Here is a 16,521-nt window from a genome sequence, read left to right as displayed (position 1 = left end):
GGGTATGACCGTCCCCCGCACCCTTCCCGAGGGCCTGCTCGCGGCCCTGGCGGTGGTGCTCGCCGCGGCGTACGCGCTGCGGAGGGCCCCGGCCCGTGGGCTCGATGCCCGCGAGGCGTACCGCGCGTGGCTGTGCGCCGCGCTGGGCGGAGTGTGCGGGGGGCACGCGCTCTTTCTGCTGTCCCACGGCGGGGAGAGCTGGCTGTCGTTCTGGAGCGGCGGGCAGAGCGTGTTCGGCGTGCTGGCGGGCGGCGCGCTGTGCGGCGGCGCGTACCTGGCCGCCCGCCGCCTGCCGGTGCCGGACTACGCGGACCTCTCCGCCCCGGCGGCGGCGCTGGGCTACGCCGTCGCGCGCACTGGATGCTTCCTGAACGGCGACGACTTCGGCGCGCCCGCCGCGCTCCCCTGGGCGGTTCGCTACGCCCCGGGCACCGAGGCGTGGGCGGAGCACGCCGCGCGCGGGTGGATCGGCGCGGATGCACCGGCATCGCTCGCCGTGCACCCGGTTCAGCTGTACCTGGCCGCCGTGGCTCTCGGCATCTTCCTCTTCCTTCATCGGCGGACGCTCCTGCGCGGCGCGGCGGTGGGGATCGCGTCGCTGGCGTACGGCGCCGCCCGTTTCACCCTGGAGCCGCTGCGCGACGACTTCATCGCCGTCGCAGGCCCCTTTTCCCTTCCGCAGCTCCTCGCGCTGGCACTGGCGGCGGGCGGCGCCGCGCTCCTCGCCACGCGGACGGGTGACGCGGCCGCGCCCATCCCGGCGGGAGCGGCGCGATGAGCACCGTCGCGCCCCGGCGCCGCGCTCCGGCAGACCCCGCGCTGCGGCTTCGTATGCAGCGGATGCTGGGCGCCGCGCAGATCGAGCCGGAGGCCATGCCGCCGGCCGCCATCCTGGTGGTCCGCGCGCTGGGTGACCCGCTCCCGGGGCGGATGCGCGCGGAGGGGCGGGATGCGCACGCCTCGGCCGAGTGGGCGCGCGCCTGCCGCGGCGCGCTCTCCGACCGGCTGCACGGCGCCGCCCGCCCGTCGCGCGGCGTGCTCCCTGCCGATGCCCCGGCGGTGCTGTTCGCCGACCAGGCGGAGCTGCTGGCCTCGTTCGCGCGCGACGCCTGCGCCGGAGTGGCGGGCGCGCGCTGGTGGTGGGCGACGGTGGCACGGGGGCTGGGCGGCTCCATCGACGCGCTCGTGGCCCTCTGGCTGCGCGATCCCCGCCACGTCCCCGCCGCCGTGGAGCACCTCGCCGGCTGGGGCGAGGCGGAGCGCGTGATGGCCGCCCTGGCGCCCGCGCAGGCCGCGCGCATCCTGGGCGCCGTCGCGCACGCCTTCGAGGTGCGCGGCCTCTTCGCCCCGCCGCCCTCGTACGTCGCGGCTCACGGGGAGGCGGAGGATGCGGATTCCGTCCATCGTCCCGGCGCGTTGCCGTCGTCATCCCCCGGCACTGCCCGGCCCGCCGCCTCCACGAGCGTCGCGGATCGGGAGCGGGCGCCCAGCATCCCCGCGCCGTGGGAGATGGTGCTCGGGCCGTCGCTGGTGCCGCGCTCGCTGGCGCCGGAGCGGCGCGCGCTGCTGGGCGTGTCGCTCGCGCTGCACCGTGCCCCTCTGATCGCCCGCGGCCCCGCCTTCGTCGAGCGGTTCGTACGCTGGCGCGCGGAGATCGCACCGCGCGCCCAGTCTGAGCCGCCGCGCGCGCCCGCACCTCCGTCTCGCGCCTCGGAACACCAGGGGTCGGAGGCGCGGATCGTCACGTCCTCGTCCGCCGCGCCACCGGCCGCCGAACCGGCTTCATCCGACTCCGCGGCAGATGTACAGGAGGCGCGGCAGGAGGCGAAACGCACCGTCCCATCGCCAACCGCCGAGGGAAACAGTCGGGCATCGGTCGAGGCAGACACGCCATCCGCCCCGACCGAGACGCGGCCGGCGTCGCCTGCCGAGCCGCCCGCAGACGCGCCGCGGCGGACGACGGCCGAATCCAGCGGCGAGACGCGCGCTACGTTGGTGGAGGAAATTCGCTGGGAGGCGCCCGTGCTGCGCTTCACCGGGCCGCCGATCGAGGTGGCGGAGACGATGTCAGGCGCGTGCGGCGTGTTCTACCTGGTGAACGTGGTGCGCTCACTGGGCTTCTTTCGCGCGCTGGACGACCACTTCCACCTCCCCTGCGTCGTAGGCGGATGGGGGTGGATCGAGCTGCTCGCCCGCGCGTTGCTGGGGCCGCGCGCGGCGGGGCTGGCGGACGACCCCGTCTGGCGCGTCCTGGCCGGGCTGGACGGCCGGGAGCCGGAGGTGCCCGCCGGGATGGGGTTCATCGCCCCGCCCGTGGACACGCTGCCGGACGCGTGGGCGGCGATCCTCCGCGACGCCAGCGCCGAATCCCCCGCCCCGTCCCCACTCCTGGGGATGGAGCCGTCCGCCGAGCTCCAACGCTTCCTCGACCGCGTCGTCCCCTTCGTCCGCGTGCGGTTGGAGTCGGCGCTGCGCGCGGGCGGGGCGGACGAGGGGCTGGAGAGCGCGCTCTTTCGCCGCATCGGCCGCATCCAGGCCACCCGCGCGCACGTGGACGTGCGCATGGAGCTGGACCAGGTGAGCGTGGCCGTTCGCATCGCGGGGCTCGACGCAACCCCCGGCTGGGTGCCGGAGCTGGCGCGCGTGATCACCTTTTACTTCGCCTGAGCCCATGAGCGAGCCGCTCTTTCCCGGCGTCGCCCGCGACGCGCACGGCCACCTGACGCTGCGCTTCTACGAGGCCGTGCTGGCCGTGGTCATCTTCGCCGGCGCCCGCGCCGCGGCCGCGGGCGGGGAGCCGAACGCCGTGCTCGACGAGCACCCCTTCCTGCGCGCGTACCTCAGCGAGCTCCCGCTGCCGCACGCGGGGGAGGTGCGCAGCGATGAGGCCCTGTGCTGGCTGGCGGACCGGGTGCGGCGCTGGGAGGCGTCCGTGCGCGCGCACCTGCCGCTGCGGGCGCTGGGCGGCGAGCCGGGCTTCGGCGACGCGCAGGTGCTGGCGCTGCTGGTGGTGGGGATGGTGGAGGAGGACGCGCGCTTCGGCACCCTCTTCGCCGCGGCGCAGGAAGGCGCCCGGCGGCCCACGGTGGCGCTGGTGCACCAGATCGTGGCCGGCGTGATCGATGGTTCCGACGGCGCGGCGGGCGACGCCTGGGCGCTCTGCCGGCCGCTGCTGGACGCGGGGCTGGTGGAGGCGCTCAACCCCGGCGACCCGCGCGCCGAGTGGCAGCTTCGCGTTCCCGCACCGCTGTGGACCGCCGTCGCCGGCGAGGCGCCGGCCGAGCCGCTGCCGGGGGTCCGCTGGCACCCGCCAGGCTCGTTCGCCCCGCTGGACGAGATGGTGCTGGACGACGATGCACGCCGCCGCGCGGCCGAGGCGGGCGTGCTGCTCGGCTCCGGGCGCGCGGAGGTGCTGGTGGTGCGCGGGCTGGCGGGGAGCGAGCGGCTGGAGCTGGTCGGCGCCCTCGCGCGCGGGCTGGGCCACGGGGTGCTGGAGGCGGTGCCGCCCGGGCCGGAGCTCCCCCCCGCCTGGCGGGTGCTGGGTCCGCTGGCGGCGCTGCTGGGCGCCCTCCCCGCCTTCGTGCTGGAGATGGGGCCCGGTGAGACCTTTGACGTCCCCGCGGGCGGCGGGTGGCGGGGGCCGGCGGCGGTGGTGGCGGGGCACGACGGCGGGCTGCGCGGCGCCACCGCCGAGCGGGCCGTGGTAGTGCACCTTCCCCCCGAGTCCCCCGCCCTGCGCCGCCGCCACTGGAGCCGCGCCCTTCCCGGCTCGCCCCCGGCCACGCACGCCGCCCTGGCCGACGCGTACACCCTGGGCGGTCGCTACATCCACCGCGCGGCCGAGCTGGCGCAGGGCCACGCCGCGCTCGAGGGCCGCCCCGCCGTGACCGCGGCCGACGTGCGCGCCGCGGCCCGCTCCATCAACCGGCAGCAGCTGGACGCGCTCGCCGCGCGCCTGGAAGACGGCGGCGGGTGGGAACGCCTGGTGCTGCACCGCTCCACCGCCGCCGAGCTGCTGCACCTGGAGCGCCGCTGCCGCCACCGCGAGCGCCTGGCCGACGCGCTGGGCGGGGGGATGCCCGGCGGGATGAACCGCGGCGTGCGCGCGCTCTTCCAGGGCCCCAGCGGCACGGGGAAGACGCTGGCGGCGCGGGTGCTGGCCAGCGAGTTGGGGCTGGACCTGTACCGCGTGGACCTGTCCACCATCGTCAACAAGTACATCGGCGAGACGGAAAAGAACCTGGCCCGCGTCCTGGGCCGCGCCGAGGACCTCGACGTGGTGCTGCTGCTGGACGAGGGCGACTCGCTGATGGGGAGGCGCACCGAGGTCCGCTCGTCCAACGACCGCTGGGCGAACCTGGAAACCAACTACCTGCTGCAGCGGCTGGACAGCTACACCGGCATCGTCTTCGTCACCACCAACTCGCCCGGCTCCATCGACGCGGCCTTCCACCGCCGCATGGACGCGGTGGTCCGCTTCCACCTACCCGAGGTGGAGGAGCGCTGGCTGCTCTGGCAGCGCCACCTTCCCTCCACCCACGGGGTGGGCGCCGAGGCGCTGGAAGACGCCGCCGCGCGCTTCGAGCTCACCGGCGGGCAGATCCGCAACGCCGCCGTGGACGCCGCGCTGCTGGGCCTGGCCTCGCCCGCGGGCGTCGTGGGCGAGGGCGAGCTGGCCGCCGCGGTGGAGGCCGAGTACCGCAAGGCGGGCGCCTCGTACCCGCGGCAGCCGGCGCTCCCCGCCGCCGCGCGCCAGGACGCGCTCTCCGCCTTCCTGGGCGCCATCTCGTGAGCGCCGCGACCTCACCGCGCTCGGGCGCCCCCCGGTGAGCGAGGCGCAGCGCGTCCGGCGTCCGCACGCGCGGGTGGAGGGGGCACACGCTCCCGCCGCGCCGGCGCGCTCGCCCGCCGCCGCGGTTCCTGGCGCCGCGTCCCCGGCCGCCTCCGGCTGGGCGGCGGCCCCGGGCCCGCCCGCGCTCCTGCTGGGCGGCGTGCAGCGCAAGCCGGTGATCGGCCAGCCGGGAGACGCGTACGAGATCGAGGCCGACGCCGTGGCGGACCGCGTGGCCGGCGGCCTCTCGGCGCCCGGCGCCAGCGTGTCTCTGCTCGGCCCGTCCGGTCCCTCCGGACCTCCGCAGATGAAGGCAAAGGAGGACCTGCCCGTCCACCAGATGATGGAGGTGGACGAGCATCCGACCGCGCCCCCGCCCAACGCCGTCCAGGCCGCCCCCGCCGCCCCCCCTCCGGATGACGACGAGGGCGCGATCCAGCTCAAGGAGGAAGACGAAGACTCCGCGCCGGTCCAGCTCAAGGAGGAGGACGAAGACGCCCCGCCCGTCCAGCTCAAGGAGGAGGACGAGGAGCCCGCCTCCGTGCAGCGGCTGGCGCCCGGGGGCGCGGCGGCCACGCCCGCCATGCAGAGCACCGCCGCCGCCGCCATCTCCTCCCCCGGCACGGGCTCCGCGCTCCCCGCCCCCACGCGCGGCACGCTGGAGACGCGCATGGGCGTGGACCTGGGCGGCGTGCGCGTGCACGACGGCCCCGGCGCCCAGCGCGCCGCCGCCGGTCTGAACGCGCGCGCCTTCACCCACGGCCGCCACATCTGGCTGGGCCGGGGCGAGAGCGCGGGCGACGTGCGGCTGATGGCCCACGAGGTCACGCACGTGCTGCAGCAGGACGGCGCCGTGCGCCGTAAGCCGGCGGACAAGCCGAAGAAGGAGCCCGCCGCCGGCGCGCCCGCATCACCCCCAGCAACCGGCGCCGCACCCGCAGGCGCCGCCCCCAAATCCGCGCCTCCCTCGCCCCCCGCGGCACCGGCATCGAGCGCACCCGCACCCGCACCCGCACCCGCGCCCGCCTCGCCCGCGCCTGCCGCACCTGCGCCCGCGTCCGCCGCTGCCGCTCCGGCTGCGTCAGGTGCCCCGGCGGCTGCTCCGGCGGGCGCCGCGCCCGCCGCGGCTGGCGGTGCACCCGGCGGAGCCCAGGCCGCGGGTGGTGGAGCCGGTGGAGGCGCGGGGGGCGGCCCGGAGATCCTGATGCCGGAGCCGCCATCCGGGCTCTCGCCCGAAGAGCAGGCGCGCCTGGAGACGGTGGACCAGCGGGCCGGCGCCGCGGTGGAGGTCACCACCGACCTGCCCCCCGCCGAAGAGGAGGTGGGCGACGCCCGCGCCGCCGTGGAGGAGCCCGCCGAGGAGACGCAGGCCCGCGCCGGGGACCAGCTGGTCGCCGCGCTGGGGGAGCGCCCCGCGCCCAGCCCGGAGATCGAGGAGCTCTGCGAGCGCATCTACCAGGTCATCCGCGACAAGCGGCCGCCCGACGAGGACTCGCTGGTCGAGGCCGACCCCCAGGAGATGGCGCAGCAGGCCGGCGGCGAGATGAACGCCTCCGTGGAGGCCGACACCCAGAACGTGCAGGGCCAGTACGACCAGCTCCAGGAGGAGCCCGAGGGCGCGCCCGCGCAGGAGCCCGTGCCGCTGGAGGGACCGCCCGCCGGCGAGGCGCCGCCCGACCTCGCCGCCGAAGCCGCGGCCCCCGACGGCGTGCCCCCCGAAGCGGTGTCGCTGGACGCCGACGTGGCCGCCACCGGGCAGCAGATGGCCGACGCGGGGATGGAGAGCGAGCCCGCGCAGCTGGTGGAGAGCGGCCCCATCGCCGAGGCGCGCGCGGCGCAGGGCGAGCTCACCGAGACGGCCGCCCGCGACCCGCAGGAGGTGCTGGCCGAGCAGCAGGCCACGCTCGCCGGCGCACAGGCCGACATGGCCGCGCTGCAGGCCACCGCGCTGCAGGCGCTGCAGGGGAGCCGCGAGAGCACCACCAGCGCCGGCGCCGCCCAGCAGGGCGAGATGGTGGGCTCCGAGGAGCAGATGCGCACGCAGGCCGCCGCCCAGGCGCAGCGCATCTTCGACGATGCGCAGACCCGGGTGAGCAGCCTGCTGGACCCGCTGCCGGCCACCGCCATGGCCCGCTGGGAAGCCGGGGTGCAGGTGCTCTCCACCGAGTTCGACCAGCACCTGGCGCGCGTGAAGAAGTGGGTCGACGAGCGCCACGAGAGCACCGCGCTGGCCATCGTCGACTACTTCACCGGCCTGCCGGACTGGGTCACCGAGGAGTACGACGACGCCGAGAAGGCATTCGGCGACGGCGTCTGCGACCTGATCCGCGAGATCTCCCGCGACGTCAACGGGGTCATCGCCGCGTGCGAGGCCATCGTGGACGACTCGCGCACGCAGATCGCCGCCGTCTTCGAGTCGCTCCCCGCCGAGCTGCAGGGGTGGGCCGCCGAGCAACAGGCGCAGTTCGGCGAGCGGCTCAACGGGCTGCAGGAGCGTGCGCAGCAGACCCGCTCCGACTTCACCCGCGACCTCACCCGGCGCGCAGGTCAGGCGGTGCAGGACGTCCGCGCCAAGATCCACGAGCTGCGCGAGGCGGCGAAGGGGCTCATCGGCCGCATCGCCGACGCCGTCAACGCGTTCCTCGAAGACCCGGCCCGCTTCATCATCGACGGGCTGCTCAGCGTGCTGGGCATCTCGCCCGCCTCGTTCTGGGCGGTTGTGGACAAGATCGGCGCCGCGATCGACTCGATCGCCGACGACCCGATGAACTTCGTCAACAACCTGATGAGCGCGGTCGGCCAGGGCTTCTCGCAGTTCTTCGACAACATCGGCACGCACCTGCTGCAGGGGCTGATGGACTGGCTCTTCTCAGGCCTGGGCTCGGTGGGGGTGCAGATCCCCGCCGACACCTCGCTCAAGAGCATCATCACCTTCTTCCTGCAGCTGATGGGGCTCACCTGGCCCAACATCAGGCAGATCCTGGCCCGCCACATCGGCGAGGAGAACGTCGCGCTCATCGAGAAGGCGTGGGAGCTGGTCTCCAGCCTGATCGAAATGGGACCCGAGGGGCTCTTCGAGCTGATCAAGGAGCAGCTGGACCCGGCCAACCTGCTGCAGATGGTGCTCGACGCGGCCGTGGAGTACCTGGTGCAGGCCCTCATCCAGGCGGTCACGCCGCGCATCCTGCTGCTCTTCAACCCGGCGGGGGCCATCCTGCAGGCCATCGAGGCCATCTTCCGGGTGCTCAAGTGGATCTTCGAGAACGCCTCGCGGATCTTCACCCTCGTGGAGACGGTGGTCAACGGCGTCACGGACCTCATCGCCGGCAACATCGGCGGAATGGCGAACGCGGTGGAGGGGGCGCTGGCGCGGCTGATCCCGCCGGTCATCGACTTCCTCGCCGGCTACCTGGGCCTCGGCGGCCTGCCGGAGGCCATCGCCGACGTCATCAAGGGCTTCCAGACGCAGGTGCTCTCCATCGTCGACCGCATCATCGGCTTCCTGGCCACCCGCGCGCGCGGGCTGCTAGCCAGCCTGGGAATGGCGCAAGGACCGGAGCATGGGCCGGAAGGAGCCGCGGAAGGCGAATACGATGGGCAGATCGGGAAGGTGGTCACCTGGCAGTCTGACGAGAATCACCGCCTCTGGGTGGAGATGGAGGGGACCACCCCCGTGGTGATGATGGCCAGCGGCGGGGGAGGCCCGGTGCTCACCGCGCTCGACATCTACGACGGAAAGGCCAAGGAGCTTCCGGAGGACGATCCGAACCGCATCGCCGTGCTCGGCCTGATCCCAAGGGCGCGGCAGGTGGTGAACGAGACAATCCCCAAGGCAAAGGAAGTATCGAACAAGCTGCGGGAGGGCGACACACCCGACGACGCGGCGGTAAAGGCGGCCGACGACGCGGTGGAAGCAGCGGAAGAAAGCCTTCGCACGGTGATCAGCGAAATCCAGGTCAAGCTGAACATCGACGACGGTAGTGACGCCGATTTCAACAAGCTGAATGCGGCGCTCCCGGACAAGCGACTCTTCTCTCGTCGAAAGCTCGAGTCCATACTGGGGGTGTCCCAGAAGACGGCTGGCCGCCGTGTGCGCGATTGGCAGGACGAGGGCAAGCTCTTCATGCTGGCCTCGGCAGAGGTAGGTGACCGCGGAACACAGTACAGCACGGATCCAGTCAAGGCTGGACAGCGCGCCACCAACGATGAGAACAGCCGGAGCAAGTACGGGTTCAGCAACCCGGCCAAGACCTCTCCGACAGGTCTGGCGGTGCTCAGCAAAGGGTTCAACGCGCTGTCGCCCCGCCCACTGCAGCCCACCTCGGCTGCTTACCACATGAGCAGTGCGCGCTACCAAAGCGTGGTGAGCCCGGGAACGTATCCTGACTTCGCGTTCCCCGCAGCCATTTTGGGACACGGTCCCGAAGGTGCGTCCGAGTACTGGAACCGCGAGGGGCATCGCCATCCGAAGTCCGAGAACCAGCTATGGAACCGGGACCCGGCGAACTACCATGGTCCCGAGCACACGGCCGAGTCGTCCGCCTCCGGCTCGCGAGCGCCGCGCTACATGGTGCCTACCGAAGAGGCGGGCAGCCACGATAGCTGGCTGTAAACATGTTCCCCGGGAGCACGGCCATGACCGACAACACCCCCACCCTCGAGAAACTGCACGCGGCGGTCGAAGAATGGATCGGCGTGCCCGACCACGTCGTCGAGCTCCGCCACGAAGGAGCCGACGAGGGGCTGCTGCGTGAGCTGGACGTGGCCTTCCTCCTCCCAACCGACAATCCTCGCGACGACGACATCACTACCGCGATGACCGTGGGTCTGGGCCTGCACACCTTGCCGCAACTTGACCCTCGCGTAGAACTGGTGCTCGAGATCAAGGGAAAGCTCAGCGAAGAAGAGCAGACCCGGGTTGCACACGATCTGGGGAAGATGATCATCGAACGGCTGCGAAAGGGGTTGTACCTGGATCCCGGAACGCTGGTCCCGGCGGTAATTCATCCGTTCGCGTCAATGCCCTATCTGCTGCTCAAGCACTGGACGACGACACCCACCCACCTCCCGTTCCTTGAACCCAACGTCCTGATTTTGCGGGCCATTCCCCTGTACGAAAGCGAAACGAAGGTCGTGGAGGAAGTTGGCGACCTTGCTGCGAATCGGTTGAAGGGCAAGGGGGCAGTATTCGAGGACTATGAGCGTCCGGCGGCTGCCTGACGCGCCACATAGCCCTGAAACCTCCCGTACCGGAACCGATGCCCCTTTCCGCACAAACCCTCTGGTCCGACGGGGCCCTCGCCCGCCGCTTCATCATCCCCGATGACGCGGAACTGCCGGCGGGCGAGTTCCACATCCGCACTTCCCTTGGGCGCGAGCGCTCGGTGGACGAGGCGGCGGTGCTCGCGTACGAGGTGACGAAGGAGGAGGCGCAGGGGTGGGCAAAGGAGCAATTGGGCGGCGTGCTGGGCGAGGTACGCGGCAAGGCACTCGGCTTCGTGGTGCGCCTGCGCGAGCGCACCGCCGCCATGCGCGAGGAGAACCGCGCGGCCTGGGAGCAGGGCGTCGCGGAAATGCCGGACGACGTGCGCGAGGCGGCGGAGCGCGCCCGCGCCGGTCTCAAGGAGCTGGGCCAGGCGCTCCAGCGCGCCGCGCGCGAGCACCGCGCGCGCCCCGAGACGCACGCACCCGCCGCCGCCGAGAAGCCGGACGACGCGGGTGCGACGGGCGCGAATCCCCCGGACCCGGGCGCATCCTGATGCCTCCGCAGGCCCTGGTCACCGCCGCCGGCGGGCTGGGCGACGTGCTGCGCGCCACGCCGCTGGTGCGCGTGCTGGGGGCGCTCGGCTACGAGGTGGACCTGCTGCTGGCCCCCGACTACGCCGGCACGGTGGCGCTGCTCGACGGCGCGCCCGGGGTGCGGCGCCTCTTCCACGTCCCCTCGCGGTGGTCGCGCGACACCGCATCGCGGGCGGACGGGCTGGCGGAGACGCGCTACGACGTGGCCACCTTCACCTACTGGAGCCGCCAGCAGCTCCCGCCGCTGGTGAAAGCGGACCGCACGCTCTCCTTCGACCGGCGCTGGGTGGCGGACGGAGACGCGGCGTGCGTGGGGCGCCTGGCCCGCGAGCTGGGGTGGACGGATGCGATTCCCGGCCCGCTCGCGGTGCACTCGGGGCGGCGCTTCGACCTGGCGCCGGGGACGGTGGCGCTGCACCCGGGGTGCAAGGCCAACTGGCCGTGGAAGAAGTGGCACGGCTTCGCCGACCTGGCGGCGCTCCTTCCCGAGGTCGTCGTCGTGGGTGCCGAGGAGGACCGGCGGGTGGATGGCACCTACTTCGCGCGCCCGTTCGCCTGGCCGGGGCACGCGCGCGACTTCACCGGCGCACTCTCCCTGCCCGACACGGCGGCGCTGCTGAGCCAGTGCGCGGCGCTGGTGTCCAACGATTCGGGGCTCATGCACCTGGGAGTGGCGCTGAGGATCCCCGTGCTGGGCGTGTTCGGCATTACCAGCCCGGCGCGCGAGGCTCTCTCCGCGCCCAACATGCTGCCGGTGACCAAGGGGCTGCCGTGCGAGGGCGCGTGCCGCCGCCAGCCCTGGGGCCGCCGCACCTGCCCCCGCCGCCTGGAGTGCCTGCGCACCCTCACCGCCGAAGAGGTGCTCGCCCACCTGCGCGGCCACCTACCCGAGCTCTTCGCGGACGACGCGTGGAGCCCGTGGCACCGAGGCGCGGCGGCCATCCCCGCCTGACCGCCCCGCAAACCGAGAACACGCATCCATGGAATCCCTTTCCGTCGCTTACTACGGGTACGTGTCCGATACCTCGGGCTACGGGCACACGGCCCGGGGCTACGTGCACGCGCTGCATCGCGCGGGGGTGGAGCTGAGCGTGATGGACCTGTCGCGCCACCGGCACCCGCCACCGGACGAGCTGGTTGCATCGCTGATGGGGCGCCCCGCCAGCCCGGACGTGCACCTCTTCCACGGCATCCCGACGCAGTGGGCGCGGCTGGCCTTTCCCCTCCGCAACAGCGTGGGGATGACGGTGTGGGAGACGGACGCCATGCCCGGCCAGTGGCGCAGCGCGCTCAACCACGTGCAGGAGGTATGGCTCCCCTGCACGCACAATGTGGAGGTGTTCGGCAAGGGGCTGGAGCGCCCTGTCTTTCGCCTTCCCCACCCCGTCTTTCCGCCGCACGCCAACGGGGATACGCCCGACCCGGCGTCCTTCCTGGATGTGGAGGACGACGAATTCGTCTTCTACGCCGTCTTCGCCTGGCAGGAGCGCAAGGGGCCGCGGGAGACGCTGGACGCCTACCTGTCCGCCTTTTCCGCGGCCGACCGCACGGTGCTGCTGCTCAAGACCGACGCCGCCTCGGCCGCCGCCGCGCACGCCGAGGTGGAGGCGGCGCGCGCAAGGCATCCGTCGGGCGCGCGGGTGGCGCTGCGGGCGGAAAGCTGGAGCGAGCCGGGCGTCGAGGCGCTGCACCGCCGCGGCGACTGCTACGTGAGCCTGCACCGCGGCGAGGGGTGGGGATACCCGCTCTTCGAGGCCGCCTGCCGAGGCACGCCGGTGGTGGCGACCGCCTGGTCGGGGCCGCTCGATTACCTGGACCCCCATGCGCACGCGCTGGTGCGCTGCACCCTGCACCCGGTGCGGCAGCCGTACCAGTACTACCATCCAAGGATGCGCTGGGCCCAGCCGGACGTGGCGCACGCCGCCGAGCTGATGCGCGCCGTCCACGCCGACCCCGCGGGCGCCCGGGCGCGCTCCGCCGCCGCCGCGGAGCGCATCTGCGCGGACTTCTCGCTCGAGGCCGTGGGCACCGCCGCGCGCGACCGCCTGGCCGACGTGCTGCGCCGCGCCGACGCACCCCGCTGGCGCCGAGCGGCCGCGAGCGCGCCGCAGGTGGAGACGAAGCCTGCGCATCCGTCGTTCGAGGGCGCCATCCCGGTCGAGTGGTACGACGAGGACTACTTCGAGACGGGGCGCAAGAGCAACTGGACGTCCGGCTACAGCTGGAAGCACTTCGGCGGCCTGTTCGGCGAGACGGCGGCCATGCTGGGGGAGCTGCTTCCGGACGCCACGTCGTTCCTGGACGCGGGGTGCGCCAAGGGGCTGCTGGTGCGGGCGCTGCGCGAGCGCGGGCGGGACGCGTGGGGCTTCGACGGGAGCGCCTGGGCAATCGATCACGCCGAGCCCGCCGCGCGCCCGTATCTCGCCCGCGCCTCGGTGGACGACGCCCGGTACGACCGCCGCTTCGACGTGCTGGTGGCCGCCGAGCTGCTGCAGACGCTCACCGAGGAGCAGATCGACGCCTTCCTCCCCCGCGCGTGGCGGTGGACGGGGACGGCGCTGGTGGCGGTCATCCCCAGCTTCGACGACGACGCGCAGCAGGCCGCGCCCCTGCCGCGCGGCAACGACCCCAGCCACGTCACCCTGCGCACGCGCGCGTGGTGGCACGAGCGCTTCGTGGCCGCCGGATGGAAGCAGGACCCCCTGCACCGGAACGTGGAGACCCTCTTCCGCCGCCACGCCCTCGCCCGGCGCATGGGGTGGAAGCTGTTCGTCTACGCGCCCGGGGACGGGGCATAACGTGATCTCTCCGGACATCCAGCGCCCGGCGCCCGCCGGGCCCGACCTTTCACGCGCGCACTCCATGCCTGACCTGCGCTGTTATCTCCTGACCTGCGGCGCGCGGGTGGCCGCGGGGGTCACCCGGAGCACGCTCGACTCCATCCTGCGCTCCGACTGGGACGGCCCGCCCACCGTGTGCGTGGACGAGGCGGTCGGGGGCGACCCCAAGGCGAACCAGACGGAGAACTACCGGCGCGTGCTGGAGCGCATCGCCGCCGACCGCCCCGCCTACGCGCTGGTGCTGGAGGACGACGTGGCCGTGAGCCGCCACCTGCGCGCCAACCTGGAACAGTGGGCGCCGGTGCGCGACGGGCGTGCTCCCCTGCTGGGCATCCTCTACAACCCGACCCTGTCCCCACGGGGCGATGCGCCGCCGGTACGGGACGGGTTCATCGCCGACGCGGGCTCGGTGTACGGCAGCCAGGCGTTCCTCATCACCCCCGACGTCGCCGACTACTGTCTGCGGCAGTGGCTGGACGTCCCCGGGCTGCAGGACATCAAGATGTCGCGCTTGGCGGCGCGCATGGACCCGAATGCGCTGGTGGTGCACACGCCCAGCCTGGTGGAGCACGTGGAATCCGGCTCCACCCACGGCGCCGGGCACCACACCGCCGCCGACTTCGACCCCTGGTGGCGCGCCGGCGACGGCGGCGCGCCCGAGCTGCGCTGGGACGAGGTGCCCGGGTGGTTCGACTGGCCCTGCTTCTACGAGCAGCAGGTCCGCGCCCTCGCCCACGGCAGCGTGGTGGTGGAGGTGGGGACGCTGCTGGGGCGCTCCATCATCTACCTGGCGCAGACCATGAAGGCGGCGCGCAAGGATCTGCGCCTCTTCGCCGTCGACACCTTCACCGGCTCACCATCCGACGAGGCGGTCCTCCACGTGGTGGAGGCGCACGGCGGATCGCTGCGCGCGGCGTTCGAGGACAACCTGGAGCGCTCGGGCTCGGCCAGCGCCGTCACGGTGCTCCCCATGGACTCGCTGCAGGCGGCGCGCGAGTTCTGCGACGCCAGCGTGGACCTGCTCTTTCTGGACGGCGACCACGCGGAAGAGGCGCTGGTGAACGACCTCCTCTGGTGGCTCCCCCGGCTCAAGCCCGGCGGCGTGGTGGCGGGCCACGACATCGACACCTACCCCTCGGTAGGCCGCGCGCTCGACCGCATGCTGGGCCGCGGCCGCTACCACGTGGACCACGGCCAGAACCTGTGGGTGTGGCGCAAGGCGTGACGATGGATGCACACCGCCTGGACCCGCCGGACGGGGACGCGGTGCTGGTGCACCTCGCTGCCGGCGTGGGCAACCTGGTGCTGGCCACGCCGCTGCTCGTGGCGCTGTACCGCATGGGGTACGAGGTGGACCTCCTGCTGCACGCCGACTACCCGCAGGCCGCGGAGCTCTTTGGCGGGTGGAGCGTGGTGCGCCGCGTGCACGCCGGCCGCGTTCCATCCGGCGAGCGGTACCGGCACGTGGTCCCCGCCGTGCCGCCCTTTTACTGGACGCGGCTCGCCCGCCTGTACGACGGCCGCCGCGACTGCGTCCCCCGCCCGCCCAATGCCCTCTTTGCGCGCGACGAGCAGGGGTGGTACCTGGCGTTCGCCGAGGCGCTGGGATGGCCGCGCGGCGAGCGGCCGGCGTACACCCTTCCCGTGTCCCCATCCGACGCGCACGGCGTGACGCAGGCGACGCTCGTCCTGGCGCCGGGGTGCAAGACGGGCGAGATGGCGGCCAAGCGCTGGCCGCACTTCGCCGCCCTGGCCGGGCGTTTCCCCGATGTCGTCGTCGTGGGCACGGCCGACGACCTGCGCGCCTTCGGTGGCGCCGCGTTCGGCTTCCCCGCGCACGTGCGCTCCCTCGCCGGCCGGCTGACGCTGCGCGAGACGGCGTCGGTGCTCGCGTCGGCGGGGGCGGTGGTGGCGAACGACAGCGGCCTGGGGCATCTGGCCGGGGCCACCGGCGTGCCCACCCTCCTCCTCTTCGGCCCCACCTCCGATCGCGTGCTGGGCCCCTTCCCGCCCAACGTCGCCGTTCTGCGCGCGGGCCTGCCCTGCGAGCCATGCTGGACCACCGCGCGCCTCCGCACCTGCCGCGCCCGCGTGGACTGCCTGCGTTCGCTCGACGTCGCGCACGTGGAGCGCGAGGTACGCACGGCGATGGGAACGCTGGACGAAGGATTCATCGCCGACCCGCCCCCGAGAGTAGCGCTCGTCTCCCTCACCCGCTCCGCTACGCCCTTGGAGCGATCAGGCGCAGGGGAGGATGACGATCCTCCCGTCCCGCTGGTCTCCTGCTTGATGCCCACGCGCGACCGGCGGCGGTTCGTGCCGCACGCCATCGAGCAGTTCCTGGAGCAGGACCACCCCCGCCGCGAGCTGGTGGTGGTGGACGACGGCGCAGACGCGGTGGACGACCTCATCCCGCCCGATCCACGCATCCGGTACCACCGCGTGGAGCGGCAGGCGACGCTGGGCGCCAAGCGCAACCTGGCGTGCTCGCTGGCCCGTGGCGAGCTGCTGGCGCACTGGGACGACGACGACTGGATGCCCCCGCACCGCCTCTCCACCCAGGTGAGCGCCCTCGCCGCGAGGCCGGCGGCGGGCGCGTGCGGGCTGGCGCAGGTGCGCTTCTTCGACCCCGTGGCGGGGCGCGCGTGGGAGTACCGCTGGCCCGAGCGCGCGCGGCCGTGGCTGGCGGGCGGCACGCTGATGTTCCGGCGCGCCGCGTGGGAGCGTCGCCCCTTTCCCCAGCTCAACGAGGGCGAGGACACCCGCTGGGTCTGGGCGCTCCCCGCCGGCGCCGTGGCCGCGATCCCCGACCCCGGCCTCTACGCCGCCCTGGTCCACGGTGGCAACACCAGCCGCAAGCGCCCCGGCGAAGCGCGCTGGCACCCGATCCCGCTCGACGTGGTGCGCGCCCCCATGGGTGAGGCCTGGAGCTTCTACGCAACCCTCGCCGCACCCGCGCATGCGGCCAGGTAGCGTCACATGAACAGAAAGTGAGGGGGTCAATCCCGACCGCCTCCACTGCGGTAAGCGGAGGCCCTGCATCGTCTTGCG

General features: G+C 73.7%; 10 protein-coding genes. All 10 read left to right on the top strand.

Annotation, left to right across the window (positions count from 1 at the left end; translation table 11 throughout):
- The first annotated feature begins 4 nt into the window (after nucleotides 1-4).
- The 10 genes from VF647_19795 (at nucleotide 5) to VF647_19750 (ending at nucleotide 16,443) form a co-directional block, all read left to right on the top strand.
- The gene (locus tag VF647_19795; protein ID HEX8454333.1) at nucleotides 5-778 is read left to right on the top strand and encodes a prolipoprotein diacylglyceryl transferase family protein; all 774 of its coding nucleotides are present in this window, start codon (nucleotides 5-7) and stop codon (nucleotides 776-778) included.
- Entirely contained in the window at nucleotides 775-2,667 is a 1,893-nt protein-coding gene (locus tag VF647_19790) for a hypothetical protein (protein ID HEX8454332.1), read from the top strand. The genes VF647_19795 and VF647_19790 overlap by 4 nt, the downstream gene beginning before the upstream one ends.
- A gap of 4 nt (nucleotides 2,668-2,671) precedes the next feature.
- The gene (locus VF647_19785; protein HEX8454331.1) at nucleotides 2,672-4,792 is read left to right on the top strand and encodes an AAA family ATPase; all 2,121 of its coding nucleotides are present in this window, start codon (nucleotides 2,672-2,674) and stop codon (nucleotides 4,790-4,792) included.
- Between the two features lie 34 nt (nucleotides 4,793-4,826).
- Entirely contained in the window at nucleotides 4,827-9,443 is a 4,617-nt protein-coding gene (locus tag VF647_19780) for a DUF4157 domain-containing protein (protein ID HEX8454330.1), read from the top strand.
- A gap of 23 nt (nucleotides 9,444-9,466) precedes the next feature.
- Nucleotides 9,467-10,051, top strand: a complete 585-nt coding sequence (locus tag VF647_19775; GenBank protein HEX8454329.1) for a suppressor of fused domain protein — start codon at nucleotides 9,467-9,469, stop codon at nucleotides 10,049-10,051.
- A gap of 38 nt (nucleotides 10,052-10,089) precedes the next feature.
- Nucleotides 10,090-10,590, top strand: a complete 501-nt coding sequence (locus VF647_19770; GenBank protein HEX8454328.1) for a hypothetical protein — start codon at nucleotides 10,090-10,092, stop codon at nucleotides 10,588-10,590.
- The gene (locus tag VF647_19765; GenBank protein HEX8454327.1) at nucleotides 10,590-11,582 is read left to right on the top strand and encodes a glycosyltransferase family 9 protein; all 993 of its coding nucleotides are present in this window, start codon (nucleotides 10,590-10,592) and stop codon (nucleotides 11,580-11,582) included. Before VF647_19770 ends, VF647_19765 begins: the two co-directional genes overlap by 1 nt.
- A gap of 61 nt (nucleotides 11,583-11,643) precedes the next feature.
- On the top strand, nucleotides 11,644-13,428 hold the full coding sequence (locus VF647_19760; protein HEX8454326.1) for a methyltransferase domain-containing protein: 1,785 nt from the start codon (nucleotides 11,644-11,646) through the stop codon (nucleotides 13,426-13,428).
- A gap of 64 nt (nucleotides 13,429-13,492) precedes the next feature.
- Nucleotides 13,493-14,695, top strand: coding sequence for a class I SAM-dependent methyltransferase (locus tag VF647_19755; protein HEX8454325.1), 1,203 nt, complete (start codon nucleotides 13,493-13,495; stop codon nucleotides 14,693-14,695).
- 2 nt (nucleotides 14,696-14,697) lie between these two features.
- Entirely contained in the window at nucleotides 14,698-16,443 is a 1,746-nt protein-coding gene (locus VF647_19750) for a glycosyltransferase family 9 protein (protein ID HEX8454324.1), read from the top strand.
- Nucleotides 16,444-16,521 lie beyond the last annotated feature (78 nt).

It is taken from the genome of Longimicrobium sp. (assembly GCA_036387335.1).
In the GTDB taxonomy this organism is placed as follows: domain Bacteria; phylum Gemmatimonadota; class Gemmatimonadetes; order Longimicrobiales; family Longimicrobiaceae; genus Longimicrobium.
Note: the sequence above shows the minus strand (reverse complement) of the source record. Positions and strands in the feature narration are given on the sequence as shown.

Excerpts from the sequence above, each read along its gene's own strand:
- VF647_19750 (HEX8454324.1), top strand. The coding sequence starts at position 14,698 with ATGGATGCACACCGCCTGGACCCGCCGGACGGGGACGCGGTGCTGGTG.
- VF647_19770 (HEX8454328.1), top strand. The coding sequence starts at position 10,090 with ATGCCCCTTTCCGCACAAACCCTCTGGTCCGACGGGGCCCTCGCCCGC.
- VF647_19790 (HEX8454332.1), top strand. The coding sequence starts at position 775 with ATGAGCACCGTCGCGCCCCGGCGCCGCGCTCCGGCAGACCCCGCGCTG.
- VF647_19785 (HEX8454331.1), top strand. The coding sequence starts at position 2,672 with ATGAGCGAGCCGCTCTTTCCCGGCGTCGCCCGCGACGCGCACGGCCAC.
- VF647_19795 (HEX8454333.1), top strand. The coding sequence starts at position 5 with ATGACCGTCCCCCGCACCCTTCCCGAGGGCCTGCTCGCGGCCCTGGCG.
- VF647_19775 (HEX8454329.1), top strand. The coding sequence starts at position 9,467 with ATGACCGACAACACCCCCACCCTCGAGAAACTGCACGCGGCGGTCGAA.
- VF647_19765 (HEX8454327.1), top strand. The coding sequence starts at position 10,590 with ATGCCTCCGCAGGCCCTGGTCACCGCCGCCGGCGGGCTGGGCGACGTG.
- VF647_19755 (HEX8454325.1), top strand. The coding sequence starts at position 13,493 with ATGCCTGACCTGCGCTGTTATCTCCTGACCTGCGGCGCGCGGGTGGCC.